Genomic DNA, 16,430 nt, shown 5'->3' with positions numbered 1-16,430 from the left:
AATCGCCACGACGACACCGCTCAATTGGACGCAGCGCGAACCCCGAAAGGTTCTCTCGATCTGAACTTTTCCTGGCGGGGTCACACCCTGGCCGCGTCCCGTTTGCGTACCGTAAGAGCCATGGCCGCATCCGCAGATTCCGCAGGACCTTCGACCACCATCTCCCCCGACGAGACTCCCGTCCCCGACGACACCGTTATCGAGGACGGTCTTCGCGCCGCGCTCGATGGCCGCTGGCGGGCTACCCGGGAAGACTTGCGCGCCGGGCTCGACCGCGCCGACCTGCTCCCCGACCCATCCCGCACGCTCGCCGAAGCGCGCACCAACATCCTGGCGGAAATGCGCGAACTGTCGTCATTGAATTTCGCCGCCGCCGGATTCCGCACCGAACACGGCGGTACCGGCGATGTCGGGGCATCGATCTCGGCGATCGAAATGCTCGGCTACGCGGATTTGTCGCTGATGGTGAAATCCGGTGTGCAGTGGGGCCTCTTCGGTGGGGCCGTCGAGAATCTTGGCACCAAACGCCATCACGATCGTTATGTCGCCGACCTGATCAGTCTGGACCTGCTCGGTTGTTTCGCGATGACCGAGACCGGGCACGGCTCCAATGTCCAAGCGCTGGAGACAACGGCAACCTACGACGCGGCGGCCCGCGAATTCGTCATCCACTCGCCTACGCCATCGGCTCGTAAGGATTACATCGGCGGCGCGGCCGAACATGCCCGGGTCGCAGCGGTTTTCGCTCAGTTGATCACCGGCGGACCGGGCGAGGAACCAACGGGCCACGGTGTGCATTGCTTCATCGTGCCGATTCGTGACGAAAACGGAGCCGATCTACCAGGCGTCACCACCGGCGACTGCGGCTACAAGGGCGGCCTGAGCGCCGTCGACAACGGCCGCATCAGTTTCGATCAGGTGCGGATCCCGGCGGAGAATCTACTCAACAAATACGGCGACGTCGCAGCCGACGGCACCTACTCCTCACCTATCGAGAACATCAACCGACGGTTCTTCACCATGTTGGGGACGTTGATCCGCGGCCGAGTGAGCGTCGGCGCGACGGGCGGCGCCGCGGGCCGCAAGGCCCTGACGCTGGCGACGCGATATGCCTTGCTGCGCAAGCAATTCGACGCGCCGGGCGAAGAAGACGAGATAACTATTCTCGACTACCGCGCCCATCAGCGTAAACTGCTTCCGCTAATCGCGAAGTCGTACGCCATCACCTTCGCGCAGAACGACCTCACCTCCGAACTGCACGACGTGCAGACCGCCGACCTGTCAATCGCCGAACTGACCGACGAGGACGCCGAACGTCAACGGCATCTGGAAGGCTGGGCGGCGGGCCTCAAGGCGTATGCCACCTGGCACGCGAGCCATGCCATCAACGTCAGCCGGGAAGCATGCGGCGGTGCGGGCTATTTGGACGAGAATCAACTCCCGATCATTCGCGGCGACATCGACGTCTTCACCACATTCGAAGGCGACAACACGGTCCTGACCCAGCTCGTCGGCAAAGAGTTGCTGTCCGCGTACAGCGACGATGTACGCGGCCTCAACGCGGGCGGCTGGGTGCGGTTCGTGGCAGGGATGGCACGCGACGTCGTCGCGGAGAAAACCGCTGTGCGACAGGTGATTCAGACGATTCTCGACAACTCCGACGAGGAGACCGAGGATTCCGCGCTGAGCGAGCGTGCGACGCAGATCCGGTTGTTCCGCAACCGCGAAGACCACCTGCTGAGGACCTGCGCGCAACGTCTACGTCGGGCGACCGAGGACGACGCCGATCCCTTCGAAGTGTTCAACAACGCCCAGGACCACCTACTCAAGGTCGGGCAGGCGCATGTGGAACGTATCGTGTTGGAATCCTTCATCTCTGGTATCGCCGAATGCGATTCGCGTTCTGCCGCAGAGGTTTTGGACAAGGTCTGCGATCTGTTCGTCTACTCGGCGCTGGAAGCCGACCTGTCGTGGTTCCTGATGCACCGTCACGTATCGGTGGAACGGGCCAAGGCGATCCGGCGCGGCGTCAACGACCTATGCGAGGATCTGCGTCCGCATGCGCGCACCCTGGTCGATGCCTTCGGAATTCCCGAGGCGCTGCTGCGGGCGCCGATGTTGGAGCACGGGTAGGCGATCGGAACTCGCGGCACTCGCAAACCCGACCCGCGCGGACATTCCCGACCACGAAACCGGGTCGGGAATGTCGCCGCGAGTGGGGTTTGCGGATGGGGCGGGGCTACAGGCCCATCTTCACGGCCTGCCAGGCCTGGGTGAGTTCTGACCGGAAGCGGTCACCGTCACGTGCCCAGGCCTGAGCGACCTTGCCGCTCTCCAGCTTCACGCCAATACCTTTGCGACGTCGGGGCACACCGGATAGCTCACCGAGGGCCGGCGCGGACTCCCAGTCCTTGTGCTCGGTCGCGTTGTTCTCCGGGTAGATCTTGGCGATGTCGTCGAGGTTCATGGTCTTGGTTCCCTGCCGCAGGGTCCGCTCGGTCAGGTGCACGCTGGTGTGCTGCCGAGCGGCGTACACCTGAAGCAACGAGAATCCGGTCAGCACGACGAAGAAGATGCCGAGCACCAACCAGTGCACCTGACCCGGCCCGCTGATCTCCATTCCGAGCACCACACCCACCAATACCGGCCCGATCAGGACCACCCACCAGCTACCGCCCGATTCGTAGAACAGGGTCTCGCCGGCGTCGACCGGGGTGTCGTCCGCCGCATCTTCGGTCGTATCGTCGGTCGGCTCCGGTTCCAGGTCGTCGTCGGCGGGATCGGTCACTTCTTGCCGTCCTGTTCGGCGAACCATGCCTCGGACTCGGGTCGGTAAGCCAGCAGCGAACCGAACAATCCCAGCAATGCGATGACCAGCGGCACCGCGAAAATCGGGCTGTGCGAGAGCAGCGCCGCCATCAACAGGAGCACCACGACGACCAAGGTGGTGACCGCGAGCGACGACCGCACCCGCAGGTCGTGTGCGATGGCCAGTTTGCGCGCCGCGAAGCAATACCCGACACCGACCGCGACCTCCAACGCACCGACACCAATCGCCGACACGGCGCCATACCTCACGGCGGTCACGATGATTGTCACCAGCCCGACCGCGACCAACAACGCACCCGATGTCAGCCAGAGTCGCAGTGCCCAGAGCACCTGCGGAGGTCGAGTCAATTCCTGCTCACCGGTCACCGGGCTAGTCCTCCTGAGGCTTCGTCACCGCGGCGGGCGGTGGTGGGGCGGTCGGCGGGTGTATTGGCCCGCGCGGCATCGCCGCGAACGCTTTGGACTGTTGACGGTACAACGCCATATCCGCACACCACTTTTCGGTATCGCGACGTAGCAGCGCGACGAGCGCCCCGCCCGCGGCGACTCCAGCGATGATCAGCGGCACCCCGACCCAGGTCGGTTCGACTCCGAAGACCGTGATGTCCAGAATCGTCGTCACGACCACGTACAGGCTGGCACCGGCGGTAACCATCCGGGCCCAGTTATAGCCCTGCCGCGCGAACCACATCACCGTCAGTGATATTCCGCCGACGATGATGGCGCTGACGACCAACATAGCGATCAGCGCCCACGTCGACGACAGAGAGCGTATGAGTTCCGTGTTCGCTTCCGAATTGCCGTTCAGCGGATTGGTTAACTGGCCGTCAGCGTTCGACTTCACTGTCTGGAACAGCCCGCAACTGGCGACTATTCGACCGACGATCACTACCAACCACAACTCGAGGGCAATCGCCATCGACTCGACGAGTTTGGGCCGCACCGGCGGCTCGCTAGGTGGTGGAACCAAGCCTCCCGGAGGTGGCGTCCACGACGGCCCTGGCGCCGACGGGTACTGCGGTGAAGACATAGCCACCAGCGTAATGCAGGGCGGGTGCGGGGTCAGCGCAGCCAGCCGGCTACTTCGGTCGCCCAGTAGGTCAGCACAATCGACGCGCCCGCCCGCCGAATGGAGGTCAGCGACTCCAGGATCGCCGCGTCACGGTCGATCCACCCGCGCTCGGCGGCGGCGGTGATCATCGAGTACTCACCGCTGATCTGATACGCGGCGACGGGCACATCGGCAACCTCGGCGACATCGCGCAGGATGTCGAGGTAGCTCATGGCCGGTTTGACCATCACGATGTCGGCCCCCTCGGCGAGGTCGAGCGACAGTTCCCGCAATGCCTCGGTGCGGTTGGCCGAATCCTGCTGATAGGTCCGACGATCCCCCGTCAACGACGAACCCACGGCCTCGCGGAACGGGCCGTAGAACGCCGACGCGTACTTGGCGGTGTAGGCGAGAATCGCGGTGTCGATGAAGCCTTCGGCGTCGAGGGCCGCGCGAATGGCGCCGACCTGACCGTCCATCATTCCGCTGGGCCCCAACATATGTGCACCCGCGCGAGCCTGCGCCAACGACATCGACACGTAACGCTCCAGCGTCGCGTCATTGTCGACAACGCCCGACGCCGACACCACACCGCAGTGGCCGTGATCGGTGAACTCGTCAAGGCAGGTGTCTGCCATCAACACGGTGGAATCACCTAAATCGTTGCGTAGCAACGACAATGCTCGATTGAGGACACCATTGGGATCGTCGGCACCCGAGCCGACGGCATCCTTATCACCCGACGTCGGCACACCGAAAAGCATCAAACCGCCCACGCCGGCATCGACCGCTTCGGCCGCCGCACGACGTAGCGAGTCTTCGGTGTGCTGCACGACGCCCGGCATCGACGAGATCGGAACCGGGGCGTCGATACCGTCGGCGACGAACATCGGCAACACCAGTTCACTTGGTGCCAACCGTGTTTCGGCCACCAAGCGACGAACCGCGGCGGTCGAACGTAACCGTCGGGGCCGGATGATCGGCTTGCCCGTCACCGCAGGACCTACGACCGCGACCGACGCGACTTCTTACGCGGGGGAGGCAGCGCACCTTCGGCGCGCAGCCGAGCCGCATGTGCCGCAAGGGCTTCCACCAGATCGGGCACCGACGCGGTCTCCGGACGCACGTCGACGCGCAATCCGAATTCCGTTGCGGTTTCGGCGGTTTTCGGTCCGATACACGCGACGATGGTGCGCGCGTGCGGCTTTCCCGCGATGCCGACGAGGTTGCGGACCGTCGAGGACGAGGTGAAGCAGACGGCGTCGAATCCACCGGTCTTGATCATCTCGCGAGTCTCGGCCGGTGGCGGCGCGGCGCGGACGGTGCGGTAGGCGGTGACGTCGTCGATCTCCCAGCCGCGCTCACGCAGCCCCTCCGACAAGGTTTCGGTTGCGATGTCGGCGCGCGGCAACAGCACCCGATTGACCGGGTCGAAGACCTCGTCGTAGGGCGGGAAGTCTTCGAGCAGGCCGAGTGAGGACTGCTCACCCGACGGCACCAGTTCGGGATTGATACCGAAGGAGCGCACCTTATCGGCGGTGGATTCGCCGACGCAGGCGATCTTCACACCGGAGAACGCACGGGCGTCGAGACCGAATTCGGCGAACTTCTCCCAGACCGCGCGCACCGCGTTGGTCGAGGTGAAGACGACCCACTGGTACCGGCCGTCGACCAACCCCTTGACCGCGCGTTCCATCTGCGCGGGCGAACGCGGCGGCTCGACGGCGATCGTCGGGACTTCCTTGGGGATGGCTCCGTGGGTGATCAGACGTTCACTCATGTCGGCCGCCTGGTCCTTGGTGCGCGGCACCAGCACGGTCCAGCCGTAGAGGGCCCGTGATTCCCACCAGGACAGCTTGCTGCGCTGTCCGACGACCTTGCCGACGGTCAGCACCATCGGGCCGGAGATCGCGTTGCCCTGCTCGTTCAGCGTGGCCAGCGTCGCTTCGATGGTGCGCTGGCTGCAGGTGGTGCCGTTGATGGTGATCGCGACCGGTGTTTGCGGGGCCAACCCGTGCTCGGTCAATGCGCTCGCGGTCTCGGCCAAATGGCCCGACGTCGCGTGCAGCACCAGTGGTCCCGGCGCCGCGGCCAATGCGGCCCAGTCGACCTCGCCGCGCACGTCGGCAACGGTGTAACCCGAGCCGAGCGGCATACCCGCGTAACTCGGCACGACCGCACCGGCTGGCAGGCCGGGCAGTACCTCGAACACGATCGAGGTGCGGGCCACCGCGGTGACTTCCGCCAGCACCGAATTGGTGGTCAGTGGATCGCCCGCGACGACGCGCACGACATCGTCACCGGCCTTCGCTGCGGCGACCAAAGTCTTGGCAACCTCGGCGGGATCTCCCAACGCCGGGTGCACGGTGTAGGCGGGTTCTTCGATCGGCTCGGTCTCGGCCCCTTCGACGGCCTCGTCCTTGCTCGGTTCGGCCTTCCGGGAACTGCGACGAGACTCGGTCGGATCGGGCCGATAGGCCGCTCCGATCAGCTCGACGACGGGCGCTGGCACGTCTGGGTCGATGAATGCCGTAGTCGCGTGTGCGATGACGTCACGCGCCCGCACAGTCAGCAACTCCCGATCCCCCGGCCCCGCACCTACGAACAGAATCCGTCCCGGTGTGGCCTTCTTCGTCCGGCTCATGAGTCGCACTCTCCTGCCCCGTGGCGGGGCTACCGTATCCGCTACCTGTCGCCGTAGAGCTCTCCGGCTCCCAGCTCAAGTAATTCCGCGGCAAGCGCCTCACCCAGTTGTCTCGGCTGATCGACCGGTCCCACCCGCGAGGCCCGGATCAGGTCTGATCCGTCCTCCGCCGCGACCGCCGCGCGTAGCGACAGTTCGGTGAAAACGCGTCCATCGTCGTCGAGTGACTCGACCACCTCGGCGAGCGCTCCGATCGGAGCGGTACATCCGGCTTCGAGAGCCGCGAGCACCGCACGTTCGGCATCGATCGCCGCCCTGGTGGACGGGTCGTCCAACGTGGTGAGAATACTCACCAGTTGGGCATCGTCTCCGCGGCACTCCACCGCAAGTGCGCCCTGCGCCGGTGCCGGTAGTAGCACTACCGGGTCGAACGCTTCGGCGACCTCATCGGTCCGCCCGATCCGCTCCAAACCGGCCCTGGCAATCACGACTGCGTCGAGTTCACCGCTGGCGACTTTGCCCAACCGAGAATCAAGGTTGCCTCTTAGGGGGCGGATTTCCAAACCGAGACCCAATGCTCTAAGCTGTGCCGCCCGTCGCGGGGCCGACGTCCCGACGGTAGCGCCCGGAAGCAGCTCACCGAGCACCTTGTTACCCGCGCTGACCAGCGCGTCTCTGGGATCTGCCCGGGGTGGGACGGCCGCGATAACCAGGTCGGGTTCAGGCGTGGTTGGCAAATCTTTGTACGAGTGCACCGCGACGTCGACTTCGTCGTTTCGCAGCGCGACGCGAATGGCGGTGGTGAACACGCCGACCCCGATTTCGGCGACCGGCGCGGCCGATTCGTCGCCCGCGGTCTTGATGATCACCAGCTCGGCCGGATGGCCGGCGTCGGTCAAAGCTTTGGCGATGGTTCCGGCCTGCGTGGTCGCCAGCAGCGATCCACGCGTTCCGATGCGAATCACTTCTCGCCGCTTCCCTTCGTAGTTGCCCTACTCCCCGAGGGAGCGCTCGAAACAGATTCCGCCGCACCGGGTTTCAGCTCGAATAGCTCACGCAGCGCTTCGGCGTAGTGGTCGCCGTTCGGCGTGGACGCCAATTGTTTGACACGCACCGTCGGAGCGTGAAGCAGTTTGTCGACGACGCGCCGGACTGCCCGGGCGACCTCGTCGCGCTGCGGATCGTCGAGGTCGGGCAGCCGCGAATTGAGGCGCAGGATTTCGGCTTCGACGACGTCGGCGGCCCGTTGACGTAGTGCGGCGACGGTCGGCGTGACCTCGGCTTGCCGTTGGCTCGTCAGGTAGTCGGCCAATTCGTCGGCGACGATGGTTCGCGCTGCCTCGGTGTCTTTGTGCGCGGCCTGCGTCTCGGCGTCGCCGCGTAGCGACTCGATGTCGACGAGGTGGACGCCGGGCAGCCGTGCGGCAGCCGGGTCGATGTTACGCGGCAGACCAAGGTCGCAAAGGATGAGCGGCGTCGACTTGGTTCGACGAGCGAGCGCTTTATGGACGTCGCCCACGCCGACGACCGAACCGATCGATCCCGAACATGTCACCACGACGTCGGCGTCGGACATCGCTTCGGTAAGACCGTCGAGGCCGACGGCGTGCGTCTCGATGCCGTGGTTGGTGCGGACGTTGTCGGCCAGATGCGAGGCCTTGGCGACGGTGCGGTTTACGACGGTGAGGTCGTTAACGCCTTCACGGGCCAGATTGGCCGCGGCGAGGCCGCCCATCGCACCGGCACCGAGCACGACGGCCGAGCCGTAATCCGACCCGGCGATCAGCTTGCCGCGATGTAGCGCGACGGATACGACCGAGGCACCCGCGCGGTCGATGCCGGTCTCCGAGTGCACTCGCTTACCGACCCGCAGGGCCTGCTGAGCTAATTCGTGCAGTACGCGGCCGGCACTCTTGTTCGAGTCGGCGCTGCTGTAGGCGTTGCGAATCTGGCCGAGGATCTGCTGCTCACCGACGACGAGCGAGTCGAGACCGGCGGCAACGGTGAACAGGTGCTCGGCGGCGGCCTCGGAGTACCGCACATAGGCGTGGGTGGTCATGTCGTTGATGGTCATGCCGGAGTGCTCGCCTAACACCTCGCCGACCGCTTCGAGTGCGGGGTGGAACGCATCGACGACCGCGTAAACCTCGACGCGGTTGCAGGTGGACACCACCATCGCCTCGGAGACCGCTCGGGCGGCAAGCAGTTTGTCCACGATCTTCGGTCGATCGTGGTCCGAAATAGCAAGCCGTTCGAGCACGTCAACCGGTGCGCTGCGATGCGACACACCGAACAACAAAACACTCACGACGTCATCGTCTCCCTGTATTCAGCCGGCGTTGGGGCGGTCGTGTGGCCAGCAGCGCCAGCCGCGTGCTTCGCCTGAAAAGACAACACCTGCAACTCCAAGGCTAGATCAACCTGACGGACCGCCACGCCGGGAGTGTCATGTTGGATCACCAGAGTTGTGGCGGTCACATTAAGTATTTGGCGTACTCCCGCGGCGATGAAGGCGTCACACGCCTCCTGAGCCCGGTCATCGCTCGTCGCGATCACCCCGATATCCCAGCCGCCCGACGTCGGAATGGCGTGCAACGGCTCGATAATCGGGCCATCGTCGGCGAGTGTGCGCCCGATGAGTTCGGGATCGTCGTCGAAGAGTGCGGTGACGGTGAACCCCCGGCCGATGCCGGTATGCGCGAGCAACGCATGGCCCAGCCGACTTGCCCCGGCCAGCGCCACGTTGTGCGTGTCGTCGGTATGCAGCGCCATCGCGACGCGCGCGATGAGTTTGCTCACGTCGTAGCCGACGCCGCGTACCCCATTGGCGCCGACGTAGGACAGGTCTTTACGCAGAATCGCCGGATTGACGCCCGCAGCCGTCGAGAGTTGCTGGCTGGAAGTGACCGCGACCCCACGCTGGTTATAGGTGCGCAGCACGTGCAAATACAACGCCAGACGAGCAACCGCCGGCCCGGGGATCCGGGTCGGTACGGTGTCGTCGGACAGTGCGGTCATTGCAGGCGAGAATATCCGAGCTTGTGAATTCGTTCACTAGCGGGGTCAGCGGTGCTCTAGCCCAGGTCCGCGCGCAGGCGCGGCTCGTCGATCTCCCAATAACTGTGCTCGACGTCGTCGAGTAGGAGTACCGGCAGCCGGTCTCCATATTCCGCTCGAAGAGTTTTGTCCCCGTTCGACGCGGCGTCGTCGACGTCGATCTCGGTGAACTCACGGCCAACGTCGGAGCAAATCCTGGCCAGGGTCTCGCGCGCAGTGACGCAGGACGCACAACCGGTGCGGGTCAACAGGACGATCATCACGGTAATACTCTGCCATTCCGATTAGGCTGGTGTCGCCGACATCGCGGCCGGACGCCCGGCCGCCATCCGCTGCCATTGGAGGTCACCCACGTGTCTGACGATCCCCGCTCAACCGATGGCGATGCCACTCCCGATGCCATCCCCGAAGCGGAGGGGTCGGACTGGGAGACTCACGCCGCGGCCGTTGAGCCGAGCGCCATACACGGCGACGACGTCGACGATGACGCCGACCTTGACGAAATTGATTCAGCCACAATGGTTTCGGGTATCCCCGTCGATGAGCTGGGTCTCGACGACGCGAACCGCGTCGCCGCCTGGCTGGCGTCGCGCGCGTCGGCCGCTGGTGGTCGTTTCCGCCAGACCGCGGCCGAGTTGCGGCAGTCCCTCGCCGGTGAGGCGAGTGCGCGGGCGGCCTTCGAGAACCTGCGAGAGCGACGTCGGGTCGCTGCCGCGCTAGCCGAAGCACGCACCCCCGAACAACTGGCCGTCGACAAACTTCTCGACGACGATGATATCGCGCCTCCAGTCCCCGTCGACCTGACCGCAGCGGCGTTCTTCGACGTCGACAACACGCTGGTGCAAGGCGCCTCGATCGTGCATTTCGCACGTGGACTGGCCGCGCATAAGTACTTCTCCTACAACGACATCATGCAATTCGCGTGGACCCAGGCGAAGTTCCGGATCACCGGCCGGGAGAACGCCGACGACGTCGCCGAGGGACGCGAGAAAGCACTGTCATTCATCGCCGGCCGGCCGACCAGTGAACTCGTCGAGCTGGGCGAGGAAATCTACGACGACTTCATCGCCGACAAGATCTGGGCCGGCACTCGCGCGCTGACTCAGAAACATCTCGATGCCGGGCAGCAAGTGTGGTTGGTCACCGCGACACCGCTCGAATTGGCGCAGACCATCGCGACCCGGCTCGGACTGACCGGGGCATTGGGCACCGTCGCGGAGAGCGTCGATGGTGTGTTTACCGGGCGACTGGTCGGCGACATTCTGCACGGGCCGGGTAAGGCCCACGCGGTACGTTCACTGGCGATCCGCGAAGGGCTAAACCTTAAGCGCTGCACCGCATATTCCGACTCGCATAACGATGTGCCGATGCTGTCGCTGGTCGGCACCGCCATTGCCATCAACCCCGATTCGGACCTGAAAGACGTCGCGAAGGTCCGGGGCTGGGAGGTCTACGACTTCCGCACCGCGCGCAAAGCAGCCAAATACGGTGTGCGGTCGGCTGTTGTGCTGGGCGCTGCCGGAGCCGCGACGAGCGGTATCGTCGCGGCGACACGGCATTTCCGGGGAAAATAGTTCTGGAGTCTGCGGTGTGGGCGACGTCGAGGGTGCGGTTCCCTCGGCGAGGCTGACGATGCAGACTGCAGTCGGCGTCAAACATGAAGCCGCACAATGTAATTCGACCTGATTGCGGGGTCTCGATACACCTCGTCGCTAGCGCTCCTCGGCACTCGACCAGCGCGGTGAAGGTGCAGCGCTGGAACTGGCTAACGTGCACTCGACCAGCGGTGTGAAGGTGCGACGCTAGAACTTGCCTACGTCCGCTCGACCAGCGGTGAATGTTGCGACCAGCGAGAAACTAGCCGAAGTAGACGCTTCCGCGGCGGCTCAGCATCCGGAATAGTGTCTGCTGAATCTCTTCGCGCACATGGTCGGTCAGATCGAAGACGACCATCGGGTCATCGGCAGCTGACTCGTCGTAGGAGTCGGTCTCGATCGGCTTACCGAAGTGGATATGCCACTTCGACGGCAGCGGAATCAGACCGAGCGGACCGAACCACGGGAACAATGGCGTGACCGGAAGATACGGCAGCCCAAGGATTTTCGCGATCGGTTTGAGATCGCTGATCATCGGATAGATTTCCTCGGACCCGACGATGGATACCGGCACGATCGGCACCGCGGTACGTAATGCGGTGGTGACAAATCCGCCACGACCAAACCGCTGCAGCTTATAGCGATCCTTGTACAACTTGCCGATGCCCTTGTAACCCTCGGGCCAAACCGCGGTCAGCTCACCGGCACGCAGCAGGCGCTCCGCGTCGCTGTTGCACGCCAACGTGGCGCCGATCTTGCGGGCCAATTCGCCGACGCCTGGCGTCTCAAAAGCCATGTCCGCGGCCAGAACTCGCAGATGCCGACCGTCGGGGTGGTTGTCGTGTACGGCAAGCGAGGTCATCAGCGCATCGACGGGGATCGCGCCGGCATGGTTGGCCACGAGAAGCGCGCCGCCCTCGGTCGGCAGGTTCTCGATGCCGGTTACCTCGACCCGGAACCACTTCTCGTATACCTGACGAATCGCCGGGAAAAACACCGAGTCGGTGAAATGCGGATCGAAGCCGAAGTCGTCGACGTCGTATTCACCGGTCATCCGCTCGCGGATGAAACTCGCCGTCGCGGTCAGCGAATCGGCGACCGCCCCGCGCAACCCGCCGAAGCTGAACAGCGGGCTCGATTTGCTCGGATCGATCTGATCGACACGTAGCGGCGCGCGGTCGTGTTGCAGGTCGGCGTTGATCGGCGTCACTTCGGCGGGCGGCTTGCCAAATCCGTCAGTGTTGGGGTGACCGACGCCCGACGATCCGAGTCCGCCGTCGCGTACCTGAACGCCTCGCGATGGTTCGCGGGTCACACCGGCCTGCTGCGATGGATGCCGGCGTTTAACCTTGTCTCGGCCCGCATCACGGCCGCCGACTGAACGACCGGCAGGCCCCGATCCCGGCGTCGCATAAAGCTGAATCACCTTCGCGGTGCGTGCATCCGAAGCCCCGCTACCGGCCATGGTGTGCACCTCTAAATTCCCAGGTTGTGATGGCGTATCGCCTGAACAACGATCTGATTACGTCTGCCGAAGAGTCTACGGTGCCGCTCCGACCGGCGCAGCGGGGTACCGGTCATATTCACAAATCTCTTACATTCTGGTCAGGCTCAAACCAGCTGATGCGCGGCCGAGATCACCGAGCGTTCGATGTCGCTCCACGTACTCGGGGCGATCACCGGCTTGCCCGCGCCGCGTTCGATGAAGTCGTCCACGGTCGCCGACGTCGTGTACTTCGGCGCGAAACCCAATTCGCAACGCATTCGCGTGGTGTCCAGAACGCGGCCGTGGGTCAGCCAATCGGTTTGGCTGGATCGCAATTTGACCGACCGGACATCCTGAAGGGCCGCCGACACCGGCGCGAGCAACCCTCTGGGCACCGGCAATTCGATATGCCCGGCACGACGAATGGCCTGCGACAGGCTGATGACGCCGTCGCCGGCAATGTTGAATGTTCCGGCCTTACCGGCCAGCGTCGCGTGTTCCAGCGCGGCGAGCGCGTCTTCTTCGTGCAGGAACTGCATCCGCGGGGAGAACCCGATAACCGTCGGCACCACCGGCAACGACAGGTAGGAGCCCATTCTGGTTCGGATTCGCGGACCGAGCATCGCCTGGTAGCGAACGATCGTCACGTCGATGTCGGAGCGGCGCCGGGACAATCCACGGCAGTAGCCCTCGATGTCGAGCAGGTCGCGGCCGTAACCCGACGGCTCGCGGCGCGGGGCATCCCCCTCGGTGAAATGCGAGGGATCCTTGCTGCTCGCGCCGTAGACCATCGCCGTCGACCGCAGGATGAGGCGTTTGACCGATGGGCTGCGCTGACAGGCCGCGACGACCTGCATCGCGCCCACGACGTTGAACTCCTTGATCGCAGCCGAGTGCGGGGCATCGTCCATGATCGACGTCGACGCGTGGACCACGGTGTCGACGTCGTAGTTGGCGATGGCCTTGGCGATGGTCGGGCGGCGAATATCCAGACGCACGAATTCCGCGCGGCCCATTCGACGTAACAGCGCCTTGGTGGGAATACGCGAATCAACGGCGACGATGGTCTCGATCGCCGGATTGGCGGCCAGCCGCGCGACCAGGTAACCGCCGAGGAATGTCGATGCGCCGGTGACCAGAACCGAACGCGGCGGCATCGGAGTCGCGGTCGAAGTATCAGTCATGACTCAACTCACTCATTGGTCTACGGTAGCCAGATAAGCGAGAACCCGCCCGGCATCGAGTGGGCGGGTTCTTTCACCAGAGCACGCGCGAGGACATGCCTACTTACCGAGTTTGCGACGCTGCACTCGGGTACGACGAAGCAGTTTGCGGTGCTTCTTCTTCGACATGCGCTTGCGACGCTTCTTGATCACTGAACCCATTGGGGCGCTTCCTAACCGATTGTTACTAAGACTCAAGGTGACCGTCGGGACGTGATCCCGGCCGGTCGAGGCTAACCACGCCAGCTTACCGGCCCGGTCCCCCGACGACGAAATCGGGATTGCTCACCGACCCACACAGGACACAACAACTCCCCCGTGTGTGCGCTCACGCACGGGGGAGCCGACGATTCGACTATGCGTCCACCGAACTAGCCGACGTCGAAGTAGGACGTCTCCAGGTATTCGTGGACCGCTTTCGCGTGTACGCGGAAGGAACGACCGACGCGCACGGCAGGCAATTCGCCGCTGTGCACCAGCCGGTACACGGTCATCTTCGAAACGCGCATTAACGATGCGACTTCGGCCACGGTGAGGAATTGCGTGCCGTTGGCAGCATTGCTCACTGTGCCGCTTCTGTCTCCAGACTTCTCTGCAGCCATGAAACCGATACCTCTTTCGAGCACGCGTCGCGGCCGCAGGCTTCCCCTCCTGCGGACATCAGACACGCACGTGCTTCTTGCAGCTTAGCGTGGCAGATGTGAATAAAGCGACGTGAGTGGTCAGTTTTTCGGCATGACCCCAAACTCACCGTCGAGGGCAGCACGCCTACCTGCGGCAACGCAGAAGTACGTCACCCGATATCAATCCGGGCACGAGTTAGTTATTGGCGCTCGAACCCTCAACGTCAACTCGACGGCTATTGGCGGCACTGGCCGCCGCGCAGGCACGAGTTGCCTGGTAGAAGGCATGTCGATAGCCGTTCGCCTCGAATTCGCGGATGGCCTCGGCAGTGGTGCCACCCGGTGAGGTGACAGCGGCGCGCAGGTCGACCGGTGAAAGTCCCGACTCCGACAACAACAAGCCCGCGCCACGAATCGTCTGCACCGCGAGTTCGGACGCCTGCACACGGGTCAGGCCCAAGCCGACGCCAGCGTCGATCATCGCCTCGGCCATCAGGAAGACGTAGGCGGGTCCCGAACCAGAAATCGCGGTCGCCGCATCCATCAACTTCTCCGGCAGCACGGTCACCTTGCCGACCGCACTGAGCAATGCGGTCACCTTCGCGACCTGTTCATCGCTGACATAGCGGCCCGCGGACAGTGCGCACATCGCCTCATTGACCAGCATCGGAGTATTAGGCATCACCCGGATTACCGGCGAACCGGCCGGCAGAGCGGCCTCGTATACCGACGTCGGCAGACCGGCGACCAAGGTGACCGTGATGCGCTCGTTGTCGCCGTCGTCATCGGCACGACCGATCTCGCGCAGTACCCCTTCGACCGCGTCGGGTTTGACGGCGATCACGACGATGCTCGCCGACTCGGCTGCCGCGCGAGGCTCGGCCACCAGAACGCCGTATTCCTGCGCGATCTCGTCGGCGCGCTCGGACACCTTCTCCGAAACCACCAGGTCCTTCACCGGTTTCCCGGAGGAAATCAGGCCGGCGAGTAGTGCCTCGCCGATCTTTCCGCCGCCGATGATTGCAACGCGTTCGGTCATTGATGAGCCTTTCACTGCGAATGAAGTCGTGTGTACCCCGGCGGCGCCCTCAGCCATTCGGGATGAGCGCGAGCTGGCGGGACTGTGCGACGACCGTACCTGCCGAGTCGATGACTAGGTGGTCCTCTTCGAACATGCCGCGCCCGACCTCAGTCGACGACGACTGGTACCGCAACCAGCCCGGCGCGGGATGCCTGCGCAGATAGGTGCTCAGTTGCACCGTCGGCGCCCAGCCGAATAAACCGAGATTCATCACGACCGGCGGCGAGATATCGCAGATGAGGGTCGTGAAATCGAGGTCGGGCTCGGCGTCTTTCGGCCGTGCCCAGCCGCGGAACACCGGGTCGGCCCGCTCACCGCGTACCGCGGCGAACGACTCCCGGTCGAGCGCGACGTCGAGTGCCGCGGACAGGTGCATGATGTCGGCCATCGGCGTGTCGCCAACGTGCAGGCTGTCGGCCGGCGGCTCGGCCGGCAGGTCGTGCAGGCCGGTCCGCGTCGAGAAATGGGTGTCGCCGGAGTCGAGCCGGCCCAGAACGACCGAGTTGGTCACCATCGTCCGATCGTTCTGCACGACGTCGACGTCGATGACCGACACGGTTCGGCCGGTCTTCCGTACCCGGGTCGCCAAGGTGACCTCGGCGGGGTCGGGTGCGCTGAGATAGTTGCTGGTCACCGCCAGCGGATGGATGTCGTCGACGTCGGGCATGACGTCGACGAGAGCCAACGCGGCAGCCCGCGCGGAGACCATCTGCAATGATCCACCGTGGACTTTCGGCCCGATAGTGAATGCGGCGTCGATGGTCGTGGTGAAGGTCGATGTGCCTTCAGCGGAGTCCAACCGGGAGAAATCGAGTAACGAAGACAGCAGCGTCGCCACCGG

General features: G+C 64.5%; 17 protein-coding genes. 2 read left to right on the top strand and 15 right to left on the bottom strand.

Going from position 1 to position 16,430, the window contains the following annotated elements:
* Positions 1–120: 120 nt before the first annotated feature.
* The gene (locus GOEFS_RS07095) at positions 121–2,133 is read left to right on the top strand and encodes an acyl-CoA dehydrogenase family protein (RefSeq protein WP_138917924.1); all 2,013 of its coding nucleotides are present in this window, start codon (positions 121–123) and stop codon (positions 2,131–2,133) included.
* A 106-nt stretch (positions 2,134–2,239) separates the two neighbouring features.
* Here GOEFS_RS07095 and mce1N read toward each other — a convergent pair whose 3' ends face one another.
* Genes mce1N through GOEFS_RS07050 form a run of 9 tightly spaced genes read right to left on the bottom strand, consistent with a single transcriptional unit; the run spans position 2,240 to position 9,841 of the window.
* Complete coding sequence (gene mce1N / locus GOEFS_RS07090) at positions 2,240–2,788, bottom strand: transport-regulating membrane protein Mce1N (protein ID WP_007317216.1); 549 nt, start codon at positions 2,786–2,788, stop codon at positions 2,240–2,242.
* On the bottom strand, positions 2,785–3,195 hold the full coding sequence (locus GOEFS_RS07085) for a hypothetical protein (RefSeq protein ID WP_007317215.1): 411 nt from the start codon (positions 3,193–3,195) through the stop codon (positions 2,785–2,787). Before GOEFS_RS07085 ends, mce1N begins: the two co-directional genes overlap by 4 nt.
* 4 nt (positions 3,196–3,199) lie before the next feature.
* A complete protein-coding gene (locus tag GOEFS_RS07080) occupies positions 3,200–3,859 on the bottom strand; it encodes a hypothetical protein (RefSeq protein WP_138917923.1) in 660 nt (219 codons plus the stop codon).
* Positions 3,860–3,891: 32 nt separating this feature from the next.
* On the bottom strand, positions 3,892–4,875 hold the full coding sequence (gene hemB / locus GOEFS_RS07075) for a porphobilinogen synthase (RefSeq protein WP_007317213.1): 984 nt from the start codon (positions 4,873–4,875) through the stop codon (positions 3,892–3,894).
* 8 nt (positions 4,876–4,883) lie between these two features.
* Positions 4,884–6,524, bottom strand: coding sequence for a bifunctional uroporphyrinogen-III C-methyltransferase/uroporphyrinogen-III synthase (locus tag GOEFS_RS07070; protein ID WP_007317212.1), 1,641 nt, complete (start codon positions 6,522–6,524; stop codon positions 4,884–4,886).
* Positions 6,525–6,565: 41 nt separating this feature from the next.
* Positions 6,566–7,489 carry a hydroxymethylbilane synthase gene (gene hemC / locus GOEFS_RS07065; RefSeq protein ID WP_007317211.1) on the bottom strand — a complete coding sequence of 308 codons (924 nt, stop codon included), beginning with the start codon at positions 7,487–7,489 and terminating at the stop codon, positions 6,566–6,568.
* Positions 7,486–8,832 carry a glutamyl-tRNA reductase gene (locus GOEFS_RS07060; RefSeq protein WP_007317210.1) on the bottom strand — a complete coding sequence of 449 codons (1,347 nt, stop codon included), beginning with the start codon at positions 8,830–8,832 and terminating at the stop codon, positions 7,486–7,488. Before GOEFS_RS07060 ends, hemC begins: the two co-directional genes overlap by 4 nt.
* Entirely contained in the window at positions 8,829–9,542 is a 714-nt protein-coding gene (locus GOEFS_RS07055) for a redox-sensing transcriptional repressor Rex (protein WP_007317209.1), read from the bottom strand. The genes GOEFS_RS07060 and GOEFS_RS07055 overlap by 4 nt, the downstream gene beginning before the upstream one ends.
* Before the next feature lie 56 nt (positions 9,543–9,598).
* Complete coding sequence (locus GOEFS_RS07050; protein ID WP_007317208.1) at positions 9,599–9,841, bottom strand: glutaredoxin family protein; 243 nt, start codon at positions 9,839–9,841, stop codon at positions 9,599–9,601.
* Positions 9,842–9,934: 93 nt separating this feature from the next.
* Here GOEFS_RS07050 and GOEFS_RS07045 point away from each other — a divergent pair, with 93 nt between their 5' ends.
* Positions 9,935–11,155, top strand: a complete 1,221-nt coding sequence (locus GOEFS_RS07045) for an HAD family hydrolase (protein ID WP_007317207.1) — start codon at positions 9,935–9,937, stop codon at positions 11,153–11,155.
* A gap of 283 nt (positions 11,156–11,438) precedes the next feature.
* On the opposite strand, the gene GOEFS_RS07040 is transcribed toward GOEFS_RS07045, so the two are convergent.
* The 6 genes from GOEFS_RS07040 to GOEFS_RS07020 all read right to left on the bottom strand — a co-directional run bounded on the left by GOEFS_RS07040 (position 11,439) and on the right by GOEFS_RS07020 (position 16,427).
* A complete protein-coding gene (locus tag GOEFS_RS07040) occupies positions 11,439–12,641 on the bottom strand; it encodes a lysophospholipid acyltransferase family protein (protein WP_040524671.1) in 1,203 nt (400 codons plus the stop codon).
* Between the two features lie 146 nt (positions 12,642–12,787).
* Positions 12,788–13,846, bottom strand: coding sequence for an NAD-dependent epimerase/dehydratase family protein (locus GOEFS_RS07035; RefSeq protein WP_007317205.1), 1,059 nt, complete (start codon positions 13,844–13,846; stop codon positions 12,788–12,790).
* A gap of 99 nt (positions 13,847–13,945) precedes the next feature.
* Positions 13,946–14,047, bottom strand: a complete 102-nt coding sequence (locus tag GOEFS_RS22800; protein WP_003402602.1) for a 30S ribosomal protein bS22 — start codon at positions 14,045–14,047, stop codon at positions 13,946–13,948.
* Between the two features lie 209 nt (positions 14,048–14,256).
* Positions 14,257–14,487, bottom strand: a complete 231-nt coding sequence (locus GOEFS_RS07030) for a helix-turn-helix domain-containing protein (protein ID WP_007317204.1) — start codon at positions 14,485–14,487, stop codon at positions 14,257–14,259.
* Between the two features lie 217 nt (positions 14,488–14,704).
* Positions 14,705–15,547 (bottom strand): pyrroline-5-carboxylate reductase, encoded by an 843-nt coding sequence (gene proC / locus GOEFS_RS07025; RefSeq protein ID WP_007317203.1) that lies wholly within the window; start codon positions 15,545–15,547, stop codon positions 14,705–14,707.
* A gap of 49 nt (positions 15,548–15,596) precedes the next feature.
* Entirely contained in the window at positions 15,597–16,427 is an 831-nt protein-coding gene (locus GOEFS_RS07020) for a thioesterase family protein (protein ID WP_007317202.1), read from the bottom strand.
* Between the last annotated feature and the right edge of the window lie 3 nt (positions 16,428–16,430).

It is taken from the genome of Gordonia effusa NBRC 100432 (genome assembly GCF_000241305.1).
In the GTDB taxonomy this organism is placed as follows: Bacteria; Actinomycetota; Actinomycetes; order Mycobacteriales; family Mycobacteriaceae; genus Gordonia; species Gordonia effusa.
This window is presented reverse-complemented; position numbering and strand designations above follow the sequence as displayed.